The organism is Mycolicibacterium thermoresistibile (assembly GCF_900187065.1).
Classification (GTDB): Bacteria; Actinomycetota; Actinomycetes; order Mycobacteriales; family Mycobacteriaceae; genus Mycobacterium; species Mycobacterium thermoresistibile.
Window position 1 is genome coordinate 397325 of the sequence record NZ_LT906483.1, and the last position, 16077, is coordinate 413401.

Below are 16077 nucleotides of genomic sequence, written 5' to 3' on the forward strand. Positions count from 1 at the left end.
TGGCCGCAGAGGTGGGCTGTCGTCCGACTATTCGCCCTCGTCCGGCGGGGCCGTCACGGTCTGCGTCTCCGTCTCGGTCTGCGTGACGGTTTCGGTGGTCGTGGTGGTCGTCGGCGACTCGGTGGTGGTCGTCGTCGTGGTCGTGGTGGTCGTGGTCGGCGTCTGCGTCGTGGTCGGCGGTGGGGACGGCTCCTCGGCCGGTGTGGTCGTCGCCGGCGGCACGGTCTGGGTCACCGTCGCCGGAGGCGGCGCCACCGGCGCGCCCGTGGTGGTGGTCGTGGTGGTCGTCGTCGTGGCGGTCTCGGACGACGCGTCGTCACCGGACGTCAGACGGATCAGCGCGAACACGATCAACCCGAGCAGCACCGCGCCGAGGGCGCCGAACGCGACCAGCGCGGCCGGTTTGCGGTACCACGGCACCGGCGGCTCCTCCGGCGGACCGGGCGGTCCACCGTACTCACCGCCGCCGTACCCGGGGACGTAGCCGCCGGAGCCGCCGGCGGTGTAGTCGCTGTAGGCCGTCGGTTCGCTGTCGGAATAGTTACTCGGGTCCTCAGGAGGTCTCGACACGGCCACTGATAGTAGGGCGATCAGCGCAGCTGGGGAACCACCTGCGTGGCGATCAGCTCCAGGTGGTCCAGATCGGACATGTCCAGCAACTGCAGATACACCCGCTGCACCCCGGCCTCGATGAACGGGCCGAGCCGGTCGACGATTTCGGCCGGGGTGCCGACGACCGGCGAATTGCTCCGCAGCTCATCGACTTCGCGGTTGATCGCCGCCGCCCGCCGGGCGATCTCGGCGTCATCGCGTCCCGCGCACAGCACGAACGCCGCCGAGTAGATCATCGAATCGGGTTCGCGGCCCGCCTCGGCGACCGCCGCGGCCACCCGTTCGAACTGGGCTTTGAGCGCGTCGAGCCGCACGAACGGGATGTTGAACTCGTTGGCGAAGCGGGCCGCCAGCGCCGGTGTCCGTTTCGGCCCCTGACCGCCGATGATGATCGGCGGGTACGGGTCCTGCACGGGTTTGGGCAGGCCGGGCGAGTCCACCACGGTGTAGTGCTTGCCGGTGAAGTCGTACTTCTCCCCGGACGGGGTGGTCCACAGCCCGGTGATGATCTCCAACTGTTCGGTGAGCCGGTCGAACCGTTCGCCCAGCGGCGGGAACGGAATCGCATACGCCTGATGCTCCGGCTCGAACCAGCCGCTGCCCAGGCCGAATTCCACTCGGCCACCGCTCATCTCGTCGACCTGGGCGACGGAGATGGCCAGCGGCCCGGGATAGCGGAAGGTGGCGGAGGTGACCAGGGTGCCGAGCCGGATCGATGTGGTCTCCCGGGCGATACCGGCCAGCGTCACCCACGAGTCGGTGGGGCCGGGCAGCCCGTCACCGCTCATCGCCAGATAGTGATCGGACCGGAAGAACGCCGAGTACCCGAGATCCTCGGCGGCGCGGGCGACCGCGAGTTGATCGGCGTAGGTACCGCCCTGCTGAGGTTCGACAAACACCCGAAAGTCCATGCCGGCAACTCTAGTTGTCGTCACCGGCCGGCGCCGGTCACGAGCCGCTCAGAGGCCGCGTCGCGCTCGGCGGACCGCAGCGAACGACTGGTCGTCGCCGGAGAACGCCACCCGGGCGGCGTCCCGCCCGCTGACGAACATCAGCAGTTCACCCGGGTCGCCGGTGACGGTCACCTCCGGGCCCTTGCCCACCGTCGCGAGCGTCTGGTTGTCGCTGGTCCGCAGCGTCACCCGGGCCGGCGCCCTGGCGAGCGTCATCCGCGCCATCAGCGCGACGGGCCGCCGCAGCGCCGCGGTGACGTCGTCGTCGAGCTCCCGGATGTCCCAGTCCGGGCCGGCCCGCCGGACGTCCTCGTGGTGGATGAACATCTCGGCGACGTTCACCCAGCGGTCGAGCACCTTGAACGCCGAGAGCAGCGGCGGCCCGGACGCGATCTTGTCGAGCAGTTCGTCCCATCCGGTGTTCTGCGCCACCTGATTCTGGACCTTGGCGGTGTAGCCGCTCAGCGGCGCGGCCAGGATCCCGGCCGCCGCGTCCGGGCGGCGTTCCCGGATGACCAGGTGCGCGGCCAGGTCCCGGGTGGTCCAGTCACCGCACAGCGTCGGCGCGTCGGGCCCCACGGCGCGCAACGTCTCGACGAGTGCGGCGCGCTCCTTCTGGGCGACGTTCATCGGCGTCTCCTCCCTGGTCGGGTCGGGGGATCAGATCGTCAGAACGTCTCGACACCCTCGACGGCGACGAACATTCCATGCCCGGTCCGGTCGTTGGTGAAACGGGTGCCGTCGCGGGTGGCCTCGATCGTCCAGCCCAGCGCGGAGTAGGTGCGGTAGTCGAGGGTGACCGCCGGGATCGCACCGAGGTTGCCCACCACCCAGCGCACCGCTCCGTCGGCGGTGATGTTCACCCCGTTGGCCGGCACGCCGTCCACCTCCGGCGGGTCGTGGAACGGCGCCTCGCAACCCACCTCATCGGCGCTCAACTGACAGCGGGTCTGACCGGATTTCGTCTCGATGAACACATATCCGTTCTGCGGGCGGAGCACCTCACCGCGCGGTGACGGCGTCGCGGTGCCGGTGTCCGGCGGGGGAGTCGTCGTGGGAGGGGTGGTCCGGGTCGGCCGGGGAGTCGGGAACGTCGGTTCCTCGCCCGTCGGCCCGGTGCCCACCGGGCTGCCCTCGGTGGTACGGGAACATCCGGCGACCCCCACTGCGATCAGCACGGCGATCAGCGCGGTGACGCCGAGCACCACCGCGCCGACCGGTCCGACGAATCTCCGCACCCACCTACCGTACGCAAATGTGACTCAGGTGACGTGAGTGACTCGCAGGGGGCGCGCATTCCCGGCTGTCAAATTAGCCTTGGTCTCGTCTGGTTTCGTTGACGTTGTCATCGATCACGCGCCGGCGGGAGGGGGTGGTGATGGACGCGCAATCCGTTGCCGCCGACCTGCCGCCGGCGATCGACTTCGACCGGCCCTGGCACGCGCTGAGCACCGATGCGGTGCTGGCCGAACTCGGCTGCGACGCCGACGGCTTGACCGACGAGCAGGCGCGCCGCCGCCGGGCCCGGTACGGCCCCAATCAGCTGACCGCGTCCCGTAAGACCCACCCGGTGGTGCGGTTCATCAAGCAGTTCCACAACGTGCTGCTCTACATCATGACCATCGCGGCGGTGATCACCGCGTTCCTCGGGCACTGGGTGGACACCGGCGTGCTGCTGGGCGCCGTCATCGTCAACGCGGTCATCGCGTTCGTCCAGGAGGGCAAGGCCGAGTCGGCGCTGGATGCCATCCGCGCATTGCTGTCGCCGCGGGCCACGGTGATCCGCGGCGGGCGACCGGTCGACATCGACGCGGTGGACGTCGTGCCCGGTGATGTGGTGCGGCTGGTCTCCGGTGACCGGGTCCCCGCCGACGTCCGGCTGCTCACCGCGGACGGGTTGCTCGCCGACGAATCCGCGCTGACGGGCGAATCGGTGCCGGTGGAGAAGACCCCGGCCGCCGTCGGCGCGGACGCCCCGGTCGGCGACCGCGTCGGCATGGCGTACTCCGGGACGGTGATCGTGCACGGTCAGGGCACCGGGGTGGTGGTCGGCACCGGAACCGCCACCGAACTGGGGCGCATCAACCGCATGCTGGCCGACATCGCGGCGACCGAGACCCGGATGCAACGCCAGATCGCCCGGTTCGCCAAGGCGCTGGCGGCGGTGATCCTGCTGGCATCGGCCGCCACCTACGTCCTCGGTGTGCTGGTGCGCGGACACGACCCGTCCGAGATGTTCATGATGGTCGTCGCGCTCACCGCCTCGGCGATTCCCGAAGGGCTGCCGGCGATCCTGACCGTGACGATGGCGATCGGCGTGCAGAAGATGTCGCGACGCAACGCCATCGTGCGCCGGCTGCCCGCGGTGGAGACCCTCGGCTCGGTCACGGTGATCTGCTCGGACAAGACCGGCACCCTGACCACCAACGAGATGACCGTGCAGCGGGTGCTCTGCGGTGGCCACGAATTCGACGTGGGCGGCGTCGGTTACACACCGGTCGGTGACGTCACCGTCGACGGGCGGGTGGTCGACCCGGGCCGGTACCCGGCGCTGGTGGCCCTGGTGCGGGCCGGCGTGTTGTGCAACGACTCCAGATTGCACCGCGAGGGCGAGGACTGGACGATCAGCGGCGACCCCACCGAGGCGGCGTTGCTGGTGTTGGGACACAAACTCGGCCTCATCCACGACGAGCTCGAATCACGATGGCCGCGAGTGGATTCGGTGCCGTTCGAATCCGAACTCCGGATGATGGGCACCCTGCACGTCGACAAGGAGGCCGGGGCGGACGCCGAACCGCTGGTGCTCGTCAAGGGGGCGCCGGAACGGGTGGTCGAGCTGTGCGATCGGCAGCTGGACAGCCGCGGCGAACAACCTGTCGACCCGGCGTACTGGCACCGCGTCGCCGCCGAGACCGCCGACCGCGGGCTGCGGGTGCTGGCGCTGGCGCAGCGGCGCGGCCACCCGCAGACCCCCGGCGCGCTGACCCTGGCCGACCTCGAGGGCGGCTTCACCCTGCTCGGGTTGGTCGGCATCATCGATCCGCTGCGGCCGGAGGCGATCACCGCGGTGCGCGAATGCCACCGGGCCGGTATCCGGGTCACGATGATCACCGGCGACCACGCCGGCACCGCCCGCGAGATCGGGGCCCAGCTCGGCATCGGCGGTGGTAAACCCGCGGTCACCGGGGCGCAGATCGCCGAGATCGACGATGCGGATCTGCGGGTGATCGCCCGCGACCGCGATGTGTTCGCCCGCGCGTCCCCCGAACACAAACTGCGCCTGGTGCGCGCGTTGCAGGCCGAAGGTGAGATCGTCGCGATGACCGGCGACGGCGTCAACGACGCTCCCGCCCTCAAACGCGCCGACATCGGGGTGGCGATGGGCAAGCGGGGCACCGAGGCGGCCAAGGAGTCGGCGGACATGGTGCTGGCCGACGACAATTTCGCGACCATCGCCGCCGCGGTCGCCGAAGGCCGCACCGTCTACGACAACATCCGCAAGTTCATCATGTTCATGCTGCCCACCAACGGCGGTGAGGCGCTGGTGGTGATCGCGGCGATCCTGTTCCAGCTCACCCTGCCGCTCACCCCGGCGCAGGTGTTGTGGATCAACCTGGTCACCTCGGCCACGCTCGGGCTGGCGCTGGCGTTCGAACCGGCCGAACGCGGCGTGATGGACCGCAAACCCCGCCCGCCCCGGGAGAGTCTGTTGTCCGGTCATTTCGTCTGGCGGGTGGTGCTGGTGTCGGTGCTGATGGCGGCCGGCGCGTTGGCGATGTTCCTGTGGGAGCTCGAACTCGGCACCAGCATCGAGACGGCCCGCACCATGGCCGTCAACGCGATCGTGGCGGCCGAGATGTTCTATCTGCTCAACAACCGTTATCTGACCGAACCGGTGCTCAACCGAGCCGGGCTGTTGGGCAACCGGGTCGCGCTGGCCACCGTCGCGGCCTGCGTCGGGTTGACGGCGCTGTTCACCTACGCGCCGTTCATGAACTGGATCTTCGGGTCGGCGCCGCTGGGGTGGTCGGACTGGGTCAAGGTCGCCGCCGCCGGCGCGCTGGTGTTCGTCGCGGTGGAGATCGAGAAGGCGGTGATGCGGCGCTACCGGGTCCGCCCGGCAGCCGTGGCCGCGTGATCCCTCCCCGTCGGGAGGGGGCGACGCGGCCAGGAACGGGCGGCCGGGAACGGCTTGTCTGCCCTGCGGGTGTGTCCGAAAGAGCCCGTCGATCGCGCCGTGGACTGCTCGCCGACCGTCGGCTGTGGCGAGATTCACGGTGGCGGCAGGTCGGCGAGTTCGCGGTGTTCCCGGAGCAGCGGGCCGTGACCGCGAACAGGTCGCTCACCTCGCCGCGCCGGCGCGTCGTCACCGCAGCGCCACCCGTCGCGCATCCGTGCGGCTTCGTCGAGGTCAGACCGGTCGACGGTGCGCACGGCATCGCGGCCGGGGTGCTGGGTCAACGCGTTCGGGCGGTGTGGTCCCGCGGCAGCGGGGTCGCGGCAGCCGCGGTACCGGCACATGGCGCCGACGCTGCCGCCGGGCGCGCGAGGGCGGGAACAAACGATCCCGGAGCCCCGTTACAGGTAGCAAGTTGAGTTGATCACACTCAAGTCTGGCTTGACACCTGGACGGCCACGGGAGGAAGCTTGAGTGAGGTGCACTCAGATCTAGCAATGTTCATCGGGAGGTAGCAACTATGGCTCGTGCGGTCGGAATCGACCTCGGGACCACCAACTCCGTGGTCGCGGTACTCGAGGGCGGCGACCCGGTCGTCGTCGCCAACTCGGAGGGGGCGCGCACCACCCCGTCGGTGGTCGCGTTCGCGCGCAACGGCGAGGTGTTGGTCGGTCAGCCCGCCAAGAACCAGGCGGTGACCAACGTCGATCGGACGGTCCGTTCGGTCAAGCGCCACATGGGCAGCGACTGGACCATCGACATCGACGGAAAGAAGTACACCCCGCAGGAGATCAGTGCGCGGGTGTTGATGAAGCTCAAGCGGGACGCCGAGGCCTATCTCGGTGAGGACATCACCGACGCGGTCATCACCGTGCCGGCGTACTTCAACGACGCCCAGCGCCAGGCCACCAAGGAGGCCGGGCAGATCGCGGGCATGAACGTGCTGCGCATCGTCAACGAGCCCACCGCGGCGGCCCTGGCCTACGGGCTGGACAAGGGTGAGAAGGAACAGACCATCCTGGTCTTCGACCTCGGTGGCGGCACCTTCGACGTCTCGCTGCTGGAGATCGGTGACGGCGTCGTCGAGGTCCGTGCCACCAGCGGTGACAACCACCTCGGTGGTGACGACTGGGACGACCGGATCGTCGAATGGCTGGTCGACAAGTTCAAGCAGAGCACCGGCATCGACCTGACCAAGGACAAGATGGCGATGCAGCGGCTGCGTGAGGCGGCCGAGAAGGCCAAGATCGAGCTGAGCGCCAGCCAGCAGACGTCGATCAACCTGCCCTACATCACCGTCGACGCGGACAAGAACCCGCTGTTCCTCGACGAGCAGCTGACCCGGGCCGAGTTCCAGCGCATCACCCAGGATCTGCTGGACCGCACCCGCAAGCCGTTCCAGCAGGTCATCAAGGACGCCGGCATCTCGGTGTCCGATATCGACCACGTGGTGCTGGTCGGCGGTTCGACCCGGATGCCCGCGGTCTCCGACCTGGTCAAGGAGCTGACCGGCGGCAAGGAACCGAACAAGGGCGTCAACCCGGACGAGGTGGTCGCCGTCGGTGCGGCGCTGCAGGCCGGTGTGCTCAAGGGCGAGGTCAAGGACGTCCTGCTGCTCGACGTCACCCCGCTGTCGCTGGGTATCGAGACCAAGGGCGGCGTGATGACCAAGCTGATCGAGCGCAACACCACGATCCCGACCAAGCGGTCGGAGGTCTTCACCACGGCCGAGGACAACCAGCCGTCGGTGCAGATCCAGGTCTACCAGGGTGAGCGTGAGATCGCGGCGCACAACAAGCTGCTCGGCAGCTTCGAGCTGACCGGTATCCCGCCGGCTCCGCGCGGGGTGCCCCAGATCGAGGTGACGTTCGACATCGACGCCAACGGCATCGTGCACGTCACCGCGAAGGACAAGGGCACCGGCAAGGAGAACACCATCCGCATCCAGGAGGGCTCCGGCCTGTCCCAGGAGGAGATCGAGCGGATGATCAAGGATGCCGAGGCGCACGCCGAGGAGGACCGCCGGCGCCGCGAGGAGGCCGAGGTCCGCAACCAGGCCGAGACGCTGGTCTACCAGACGGAGAAGTTCGTCAAGGAGCAGCGTGAGGCCGAGGGCGGCTCGAAGGTCCCCGAGGAGACGCTCAACAAGGTCGAGGCGGCCATCAACGACGCCAAGACCGCGCTGAACGGCACCGACATCGGCGCCATCAAGTCGGCCATGGAGAAGTTGGGCCAGGAGTCGCAGGCTCTCGGCCAGGCCATCTACGAGGCCACCCAGGCCGCCCAGGCGGCCGGTGACGGTGAGGCCGGTCCGGCCGGCGGCGGCGCCGACGACGTGGTGGACGCCGAAGTGGTTGACGAGGAGCGGGAGAACAAGTGACGGGAAACGATTCGCACGAGCCGGTGACTGTCACCGACAAGCGGCGTATCGATCCGGTGACCGGTCAGAAGCGGGATGTCGACTCCGGCGCGGCCCCTAGCGGGCCGGCGCCGGGGTCGGCCCCCGCCGACCCGTCCGCCGCCAAGGCCGAGCAGGCCGAGAAGTCGGGCGAGGCCGAGAGGGCCGCCGAACTCCTCGCCGACCTGCAGCGGGTGCAGGCCGATTTCGCCAATTACCGCAAGCGCACGCTGCGTGACCAGCAGGCCGTGGCCGAACGCACCAAGGCGTCGGTGATCGGCGAGCTGTTGCCGATCCTCGACGACCTCGACCACGCCCGCCGTCATGGCGACCTGGAAGCCGGGCCGCTCAAGGCATTCGCCGACAAGCTGGTGAACACCCTTGAGTCGCTGGGGCTTTCGAGTTTCGGTGCCGAGGGCGAGGATTTCGATCCGGAGTTGCACGAGGCCGTGCAGCATGAGGGCAACGGTGGTCACCCGATCATCGGCACCGTGCTGCGGCGCGGCTACAAGGTCGGCGACATGGTGATCCGGCACGCGATGGTCGCGGTGGTGGACACCGAGCCTGGCGGCGACACACCCGATAACGACGGTGCCGCGGATGGACAGGCAGCAGAATCAGACACAACAGAGTCCAACAACGACTGAGAGTGGAAGGTGAGGAGGTGACGCGACATGGCTCAACGTGAATGGGTCGAGAAGGACTTCTACAAGGAGCTCGGCGTCTCCTCCGATGCCAGCCAGGATGAGATCAAGCGGGCGGCCCGTCGGCTGCTCGCCGAGTTGCACCCTGACCGCAACCCGAACAATCCGCAGGCCGAGGAGCGCTACAAGGCGGTCTCCGAGGCCAAGGAGGTGCTGACCGACCCGGTCAAACGCAAGGAGTACGACGAGACCCGCCGCCTGTTCGCGGGCGGCGGGTTCGGTCGCCGGTTCGCCAACGGGTACGGCGCCGGCCGGTTCGGTGACGGTGTCGAGTTCAACCTGAACGACCTGTTCGACGCGGCCGGCCAGACCGGCGGGGCGAACATCGGCGACCTGTTCGGCGGTCTGTTCGGGCGGGCCGGCTCGCCTCGGGCGAGCCGGCCGCGGCGCGGCAACGACCTGGAAACCGAGATCGAACTCTCGTTCCGGGAAGCCGCCCAGGGTGTGGCGATGCCATTGCGGTTGACCAGTCCGGCGCCGTGCACCAACTGCCACGGCAGTGGCGCCCGCCCGGGCACCAGCCCGAAGGTGTGCCCGAACTGCAACGGCGCCGGGGTGATCAGCCGCAACCAGGGTGCCTTCGGGTTCTCCGAACCATGCACCGCCTGCCGGGGCAGCGGCTCGATCATCGAGCACCCGTGTCAGGAGTGCAAAGGCACCGGCGTGACCACCCGGTCGCGGACCATCAACGTGCGGATCCCGCCGGGGGTGGAGGACGGTCAGCGGATCCGGCTGCCCGGGCAGGGCGAGGCCGGTCTGCGCGGTGCGCCGTCGGGTGACCTGTACGTCACCGTGCACGTGAGGCCGGACAAGGTGTTCGGCCGGGACGGCGACGACCTGACCGTCACCGTGCCGGTCAGCTTTGCCGAACTGGCCCTGGGTGCGACGATCTCGGTGCCGACGCTGGACGGCCGGGTGCGGGTGAAGATCCCCAAGGGCACCGCCGACGGCCGCATCCTGCGGGTGCGTGGCCGGGGTGTGCCCCGGCGCGACGGCACCGCGGGTGATCTCCTGGTGACGGTGAAGGTGGCGGTGCCGCCCAACCTGGAGGGCGAAGCCCTGGAGGCGTTGAAGGCCTACGCCGAGGCCGAGCGGGCCAGTGGCTTCGATCCCCGGGCGGGATGGGCGGGCGCGCAGTGACCATGAAGCGAGGTGAAGGTGGGTGAGCCGGTCCAAACGGTCCAACGACGACACCCGCACCTTCATGATCTCGGTCGCCGCCGAACTCGCCGGGATGCATGCGCAGACCCTGCGCACTTATGACCGGTTGGGACTGGTCCGCCCGAAGCGCAGTCCCGGCGGTGGGCGACGGTACTCGTGGCGCGACGTCGAGCTGCTCCGCGAGGTGCAGCGGCTGTCGCAGGACGAGGGGGTCAACCTGGCCGGGATCAAGCGCATCATCGAGCTGACCAATCAGGTCGAGCAGTTGCAGGCGCGGGTGAAGGAGTTGACGCAGGAACTCGAGCAGATGCGGTCGGTGCCGCGCCGCGAACTCGCGGTGGTGCCGAAGAGCACCGCGGTGGTGCTCTGGAAGCCGCGCAGGTCGGGGGAGAAGACGTGAGTCTTCTCCCCCGCACCGTCTCTGCGGGCCGTCCCGGCCGCCGCCGGCGTCAGTAGCTCAGCGGGTCGTGTTGAATCCGTTCGGGCGGAGCGCCTTTGGCGATGAGCGCGGCCTTGGTCGCCTGCACCATCTCGGGGCTGCCGCAGATCAGGATCTGCCGGTCGCTCCACGCGCCGTAGCGGGTCACCACCTCGGGCAGCAGCCCGGTCTGGCGGACGTGTAATCCGCGGGGCGGCTGCACATCCGGATACTCCGACGCCCAGGGCGGATCCACGGAGTACTCCGACACCGGGGTCACCGACAGCCAGGGGTTGGTCGAGGCGATCTGCCACAGCGTCTTGAGGTCGTACAGATCGCACGGATAGCGGGCGCCGAAGAACAGGTGCACCCGCGGGTTCACGCCGAACCGGGTGAGGTCCATGATCAGGGTGCGCAGCGGCGCCAGTCCGGTGCTGCCGGCCACCATGAGCACGTCCCCGCCGTCGCGGTCGATGTGCAGACTGCCGTGGGGATGGGAGATCCGCCACCGGTCCCCGGGACGCGTCTCGTTCACGATCGCGGTGCTGACCATGCCGCCGATCACCGAACGGATGTGGAATTCGATGGCGCCGCTGCGGTCGGCGGGAATGGCCGGGCTCAGATACCGCCACCGGCGCGGCCACTGCGGCACCTGCACCGTCACATACTGGCCGGGGTGGTAGAACAGCGGCCGGTCCAACTGCAGCCGCACCACCGACACGTCGCGGCCGACCCGCAGATGCTCCACCACGGTGCCGTCGCAGTACGGCGGGCCCTGCTCGGCCTCGGCCGCTCCGCGCATCACCCCGGTGAACAACGTGACCGCGTCGTGGGCCGCCTCGGCCAGCCGGTCGGTCCACCGATCGTTGAGATGGTCGCGCAGGGTGGTGTACAGGGCCTCGTGCATGGTGTCGTAATGCGCTTGGGTGACACCGTATTTGCGGTGATCGCGACCGAGCTGGGCGAGGAAGGCCACCGGCTCGTGGGCGCGCTGGGCGATGAGTTCGCCCAGCAGCCAGGTCAGCACTTCGGCGAACGCCGCGCGTTGAGCCGCCATGTCGGGCGGGAACAGGTCACGTGCGGACAGGTCGGCCGCGAACCATCGGGTGTAGAAGGTGCGGATCAGCTCATCGGATCCGTTCGCGGGGTCGACGGCAGCGCGCAGGGTGCGCAGTGACTCACCATCGTCCAGTCCCACGCCGTTCGAGTGTATGTGAAGTGCGGATCAATGCATTTCCGCTGGGTGCGGCTCCGCGGTGCGGCGCTGCCGCAGTGCGGCGACGGCGATCAGGGCGGTGCCGACCAAGACCCAGCAGACCAGCACCCAGATCGCGGTGGTCGCGCCGGCGCCGTCGAAGTAGGCCGTCGACCTCAGCAGGGTGGCGTTGGCGCCCTGCGGCAGCAGCTGCCCGAGTTGGCCCCAGCCTCGGGGCAGGAGTTCCGGTGCGGCGTTCAGACCGGACAGCGGGTTGCCGAGCAGGATCGCCAGCAGCGCGCCGATGGCCAGCCCCGCCCTGCCGAACACCGAGCCCAGGCCCAGGACGGTCAGCCCGGCGGCGAGGATGCCCAGGGTGAGACCGGCGGTGACGCCCCAGAAGTTGTCCGTGATGGATCCGAACACGAAGCGCAGCAGCAGTGCGATGGTCCATGCCGCCAGCGCGGCGAACACCACTGTCGCGGCGAACCGGGTCCAGACCTCCCGCCGCAGCGCGAGCACCAGCGCGATCGCCGGCAGCAGACCCGCCAGGGTGATGGGCAGCGCCGAGGCGGCCAGTCCCACCCCGCGCGGATCGTCGGGCGGCGGTGCCGCCAGATCCTCGGTGCGCAGCGGCATCCCGGACTGTTCGGCGATGCCACCGGCCATCTGGGTCAGCAGTTGGGCGACCGCGGGGCTGCCGCCGGTGGCGATCAGCAGGGTGGGCGGCCCGGCGCCGATGGACAGCCCGCCGTACACCTCGCGGTCGCGGATCGCCGCACGCAGGGCCGCATCGTCGTCGAAGGCGCGCACGTCGAACGCGTCGGGGGCCTGCTCGGCGAGCCGGGCGGTGATCTGGGCGGTGACCGGGGGCGGTGCGGCCACCCCGATCGGCAGGTCACCGGGCGCGGATCGCGAGGCCGGCCACGCGAACGCGATCGCGATGATCGCGATCGCCACGGTGAGGACGACGACGATCCCGGTGGCGCGGACCGCGGCGGGCTGTTCGTGGCGGCGGATGGTGGATCGGTCGTTCGGCGGGGCGGACTGGGTGGTCATGGCCGGACTCTTTTCATCACGCGTTGAATTCCGATGGTTGCAGCGTAGTCCTGCCGGTCCGGGATTTCAACAGGCATTGAAAAGTGTTACCGTCGGGTATGCCTTCACCTGCGTCTTCGTCCCGGAACGGGGGCCGGAAACGGGGCCGCCGCCAGGGCGAACCCGTCTCCCGGGAGACGGTGCTGGCGGCCGCCAAACGGCGGTTCGCGCAGGACGGCTACGAGAAGACGACCCTGCGCGCGATCGCCCGGGATGCGCACGTCGACGCGTCGATGGTGTTGTACCTGTTCGGCTCCAAGGCCGAGCTGTTCCGGGAGTCGCTGGAGCTGATCCTGGATCCGGAGATGCTGGTCGCCGCGATGACCGGGGACGACGGGGACGTCGGCACCCGGATGGTGCGGGTGTACCTGCAGATCTGGGAGTCACCCGACACCGGCCCGACGATCCGGGCGATGCTGCAGTCCGCGACCTCCAACACGGATGCGCGGGAGGCCTTCCGCTCGTTCCTGCGCGAGTACCTGCTGACCGCGGTGTCCGGGGTGCTCGGCGGTGGGGAGCAGGCGAGGCTGCGTGCCGAGCTGGCGGCCACCGGCCTGGTGGGCACCGCCATGTTGCGCTACATCATGCGGGTGCCGCCGCTGGCGGAGCTGTCCACCGAGGAGGTGGTGCGGATGCTCGCCCCCACGGTGAACCGCTATCTCACCGCCGACGCCGACGAGCTGGGCCTTCCGTCGTCCCTGACGGCGGGCTCGTGATGCCCGCTACAGCGCGTGAATTCCCTTGAACAGCACCATCAGACCGATGACCACCAGGATGGCCGCCACCAGCGCACCGTGCTGGCGCTCCATCCACTCGCGGAGCCGTTCCAACGGCTGCCCGAGCCGGTCCGGCGCCAGCGCATAGGCCAGGATCGGCAGCGCGACGGTGCTGCCGGCGACCAGCACGTAGTAGAGGACGGCCGGCCACGCGCCGACACCTACCCCGGCGGTGCCGATCGCCAGACCCGCTGCGGCGCAGATGAACAGCACCTTGGGATTGGCGACGGTGAGAACCGCCGCGGTGATCGCCGCGCGGGGCGGGCTGGCCGTCGTCAGGGAACGCATCCACCGCGGCATCTCGGTGGACCGGTGCCGCGTCGCCCACCGGTAGCCGCCGAACACGATGAGCAGGGCGCCGATCACCACCCGCAGCCACGACGCCCAACCCGGCGGATGCTCCAGGCCACCGCCGAGCAGGCCGGACAGCGCCACGAACGCCGCGGCCAGCACCGCCAGCCCGATCAGCCAGCCCAGGAGGAACGCCAGCCCGGTCGGCCGGGGCCGCGGGGTGTGCAGGACCAGCACCCCGGGAATGATGGACAGCGGTGACAGCGCGATGACCAGGGCCAGTGGGATGAGTTCGGTGAGTAGCGAAGCCCAGCTTCCGGTCATCGGCCCTTACCCGCCGGGTCGGCCGGCCCGGCGGCATGGGTGGCCGGACAGATCCCGACACCGTCGCAGAGGTTCATGTTCTCCCATCCGCCTTGATTTGCTGACGGTAACACGGTCCGCTGGTGTCGCGTCCGGAACTCTGCTCGGCTCACCCTGCCGCTGACGACCCTGCCGCTGAAGACGGATGCGTCGGCGGGCGAACGCTCGACACGTGCGGGGTGTGCCCCGGCGGACGGCGCGGTTCGCCGGACAGTTCAGCGGGGTGACTCATCGACAGCTCGGGAACCCGTGGCGCCGGGCGGTTCCCGGACCCTTGGCAGACCGGCCACCTCCGGTACGTCGATGGTCGGCAGTGGACTCCTGAACCGAGACCGGCGACCGAACCGGGTGATGCGGTGCCGGAGTCCGGATTTCCGCTCGGCGGACGGGTGTTGCTGCTGCGCCCGGTTCCGTGTCCGAAGGATGTCGATGTGGCGTGCGCGGTGCGGAACCGCGAGGGGCGTGAACTCGCGACCGGTGGTCGCGTCGGTCAGCTGCGCAGACCAATTCGGGGTGGCGGCGTCTGGTGGGGCGCCCATGGCGATGACGCTGTCGGGGGGCGCCGCGAACTCGCCCACACCAACGTCGGCATCTACCCGCGTCGCCGATACGCCGGGATTCACGAACCGGTCCGGGGCGTCACAGGCGCACCCGTGGCGGCGGTGCGTCGCAGCTGGCGCTCCGACGAGAACAGACCGGCTCGTGGTGGGCGGCCCGTTCGCGGGGTACCACCGGTTCGGACGCGGCGGGACGTGGCACGACGTGCATCGCTGTGCCCGGTATGGACACCGCGGGGGCGTGCTCAGTCCTCGAAGCGGTTCTCCCCGAGGTCACCCACGAACACCGGGCCCTGCCGGTCGAGCTCGTCGCGATAGGTGTCGGCCCAGGTGCTGAACGGGTGATGGGCCAGGTATTCGTTGCGGAACCGGTCGTCCTCGGAGACTTCTGACACGCAGAACGCGGGGATCGCGAGGTCGACCACCGGGCCGCCCCGTTCGACCTCCGCGAGCACCAGGGGTGCGTTCCCACCGAGGAAGCGGTCGATGATCCAGCCGTCCTCGCCCAGCCAGACGGAGTACCGCACCTTGGCGACCACATGGTCGGCGCGCCGGACGATCTCCGCGGCCACCAGCGGATCGAGGTCGCGTTCGGCCTCGTACCGGGTGCCGCCGACCGCGGGCCCCTTGACCGTCATGGTGCCGATCGACTCGTCGTGCGACTGCCCCAGCAGGGCGTCCCGTTGGGTGCCGAGATTCTCGAGGCCCCCGGCACCCGGGCCGGGCGCGGGCTGCTGCACCCGGATACGCACCGCGTAGCCGTCGGCCGCGAACAGATACGCCTGCACGATCAGGTTCGGCGCTGGATCCGACGCGGCGACGGCGGGTAGTTCGCGCACGAAGAACTTCCGCTCGAACTCGAAATCACCGATGTCGCATTCCGACATGACTAGACCGTAGCCCGTCGGCACTGCGCAACCGCGGCGGCCGATTCGAGTTTCCCGATGTCAGCGCAGGTGATTCTGAGGTGTCTCGGGGAGATCCCACATGACATCCCACATGACATCCCACATGACATTGTGGTGCTCTCGGACCGTATCCACCTCGGAGAGAGGGGTTTCGAGGGCCTCGGCGAAAGATCGAAGAGTCCCGAGTACCGGCTCCTGCCCATTCGTGCTCTGCTGACCCTGACACTCCCCGGAGGGTGTCATCGGCACCATTTCCTGTTTGCCGCTTCGGGCGGGCGGGCAGCGCACGCGACTATTCTGGACTTGCTCTCGTGCCCGCCTGGGCAGGAAGGGGCCCTCATCATCGGCAACGCAACTTCATCGAACACGCCGGCCGGATGGTTCGCTGACCCGTGGCCGGCGGGGCAGCTCCGCTACCGCGGAGTCCTGGGGCGAGTGTTGGCCGAACCGCAGTGGCTCCCGCGGA

General features: G+C 69.5%; 15 protein-coding genes. 6 read left to right on the forward strand and 9 right to left on the reverse strand.

Annotated features, from left to right (window positions below; translation table 11 throughout):
* Positions 1-27 precede the first annotated feature (27 nt).
* From CKW28_RS01740 to CKW28_RS01755, 4 genes are read right to left on the reverse strand one after another with little or no spacing between them, the layout of a single operon-like run.
* A complete protein-coding gene (locus CKW28_RS01740; protein ID WP_040548373.1) occupies positions 28-570 on the reverse strand; it encodes a hypothetical protein in 543 nt (180 codons plus the stop codon).
* Positions 571-590: 20 nt separating this feature from the next.
* Positions 591-1523 (reverse strand): LLM class F420-dependent oxidoreductase, encoded by a 933-nt coding sequence (locus tag CKW28_RS01745; RefSeq protein ID WP_003927650.1) that lies wholly within the window; start codon positions 1521-1523, stop codon positions 591-593.
* A gap of 48 nt (positions 1524-1571) precedes the next feature.
* On the reverse strand, positions 1572-2195 hold the full coding sequence (locus CKW28_RS01750) for a TIGR03085 family metal-binding protein (protein WP_003927649.1): 624 nt from the start codon (positions 2193-2195) through the stop codon (positions 1572-1574).
* Positions 2196-2233: 38 nt separating this feature from the next.
* A complete protein-coding gene (locus CKW28_RS01755; RefSeq protein ID WP_003927648.1) occupies positions 2234-2803 on the reverse strand; it encodes a hypothetical protein in 570 nt (189 codons plus the stop codon).
* Between the two features lie 140 nt (positions 2804-2943).
* Between CKW28_RS01755 and CKW28_RS01760 the strand changes: the two genes are divergently transcribed.
* On the forward strand, positions 2944-5703 hold the full coding sequence (locus tag CKW28_RS01760; RefSeq protein WP_050812096.1) for a cation-transporting P-type ATPase: 2760 nt from the start codon (positions 2944-2946) through the stop codon (positions 5701-5703).
* 134 nt (positions 5704-5837) lie between these two features.
* Here CKW28_RS01760 and CKW28_RS01765 read toward each other — a convergent pair whose 3' ends face one another.
* On the reverse strand, positions 5838-6086 hold the full coding sequence (locus CKW28_RS01765) for a hypothetical protein (protein ID WP_040548352.1): 249 nt from the start codon (positions 6084-6086) through the stop codon (positions 5838-5840).
* Between the two features lie 176 nt (positions 6087-6262).
* Between CKW28_RS01765 and dnaK the strand changes: the two genes are divergently transcribed.
* From dnaK to CKW28_RS01785, 4 genes are all read left to right on the forward strand, one after another.
* On the forward strand, positions 6263-8122 hold the full coding sequence (gene dnaK, locus CKW28_RS01770) for a molecular chaperone DnaK (protein ID WP_003927645.1): 1860 nt from the start codon (positions 6263-6265) through the stop codon (positions 8120-8122).
* Entirely contained in the window at positions 8119-8787 is a 669-nt protein-coding gene (gene grpE, locus CKW28_RS01775) for a nucleotide exchange factor GrpE (RefSeq protein WP_003927644.1), read from the forward strand. The genes dnaK and grpE overlap by 4 nt, the downstream gene beginning before the upstream one ends.
* Positions 8788-8814: 27 nt before the next feature.
* A complete protein-coding gene (dnaJ, locus tag CKW28_RS01780) occupies positions 8815-9984 on the forward strand; it encodes a molecular chaperone DnaJ (RefSeq protein ID WP_003927643.1) in 1170 nt (389 codons plus the stop codon).
* Positions 9985-10048: 64 nt separating this feature from the next.
* Positions 10049-10405 carry a heat shock protein transcriptional repressor HspR gene (locus tag CKW28_RS01785; RefSeq protein WP_050812095.1) on the forward strand — a complete coding sequence of 119 codons (357 nt, stop codon included), beginning with the start codon at positions 10049-10051 and terminating at the stop codon, positions 10403-10405.
* Positions 10406-10454: 49 nt separating this feature from the next.
* On the opposite strand, the gene CKW28_RS01790 is transcribed toward CKW28_RS01785, so the two are convergent.
* Both CKW28_RS01790 and CKW28_RS01795 read right to left on the reverse strand, forming a co-directional pair.
* Complete coding sequence (locus tag CKW28_RS01790) at positions 10455-11621, reverse strand: FAD-binding oxidoreductase (protein WP_003927641.1); 1167 nt, start codon at positions 11619-11621, stop codon at positions 10455-10457.
* Between the two features lie 27 nt (positions 11622-11648).
* Positions 11649-12677, reverse strand: coding sequence for an ABC transporter permease (locus tag CKW28_RS01795; protein WP_003927640.1), 1029 nt, complete (start codon positions 12675-12677; stop codon positions 11649-11651).
* Positions 12678-12775: 98 nt separating this feature from the next.
* Here CKW28_RS01795 and CKW28_RS01800 point away from each other — a divergent pair, with 98 nt between their 5' ends.
* Positions 12776-13432, forward strand: a complete 657-nt coding sequence (locus CKW28_RS01800) for a TetR/AcrR family transcriptional regulator (RefSeq protein ID WP_040548349.1) — start codon at positions 12776-12778, stop codon at positions 13430-13432.
* 6 nt (positions 13433-13438) lie between these two features.
* On the opposite strand, the gene CKW28_RS01805 is transcribed toward CKW28_RS01800, so the two are convergent.
* Positions 13439-14107 carry a GAP family protein gene (locus tag CKW28_RS01805; protein WP_003927638.1) on the reverse strand — a complete coding sequence of 223 codons (669 nt, stop codon included), beginning with the start codon at positions 14105-14107 and terminating at the stop codon, positions 13439-13441.
* Positions 14108-14948: 841 nt separating this feature from the next.
* A complete protein-coding gene (locus CKW28_RS01815) occupies positions 14949-15590 on the reverse strand; it encodes a CYTH domain-containing protein (protein ID WP_003927636.1) in 642 nt (213 codons plus the stop codon).
* Between the last annotated feature and the right edge of the window lie 487 nt (positions 15591-16077).

Coding starts and splice junctions, on each gene's coding strand:
- CKW28_RS01745 (WP_003927650.1), bottom strand. CDS start 1,523: ATGGACTTTCGGGTGTTTGTCGAACCTCAGCAGGGCGGTACCTACGCC.
- CKW28_RS01750 (WP_003927649.1), bottom strand. CDS start 2,195: ATGAACGTCGCCCAGAAGGAGCGCGCCGCACTCGTCGAGACGTTGCGC.
- CKW28_RS01760 (WP_050812096.1), top strand. CDS start 2,944: ATGGACGCGCAATCCGTTGCCGCCGACCTGCCGCCGGCGATCGACTTC.
- CKW28_RS01765 (WP_040548352.1), bottom strand. CDS start 6,086: ATGTGCCGGTACCGCGGCTGCCGCGACCCCGCTGCCGCGGGACCACAC.
- dnaK (WP_003927645.1), top strand. CDS start 6,263: ATGGCTCGTGCGGTCGGAATCGACCTCGGGACCACCAACTCCGTGGTC.
- dnaJ (WP_003927643.1), top strand. CDS start 8,815: ATGGCTCAACGTGAATGGGTCGAGAAGGACTTCTACAAGGAGCTCGGC.
- CKW28_RS01785 (WP_050812095.1), top strand. CDS start 10,049: ATGATCTCGGTCGCCGCCGAACTCGCCGGGATGCATGCGCAGACCCTG.
- CKW28_RS01795 (WP_003927640.1), bottom strand. CDS start 12,677: ATGACCACCCAGTCCGCCCCGCCGAACGACCGATCCACCATCCGCCGC.
- CKW28_RS01800 (WP_040548349.1), top strand. CDS start 12,776: ATGCCTTCACCTGCGTCTTCGTCCCGGAACGGGGGCCGGAAACGGGGC.
- CKW28_RS01805 (WP_003927638.1), bottom strand. CDS start 14,107: ATGACCGGAAGCTGGGCTTCGCTACTCACCGAACTCATCCCACTGGCC.
- CKW28_RS01815 (WP_003927636.1), bottom strand. CDS start 15,590: ATGTCGGAATGCGACATCGGTGATTTCGAGTTCGAGCGGAAGTTCTTC.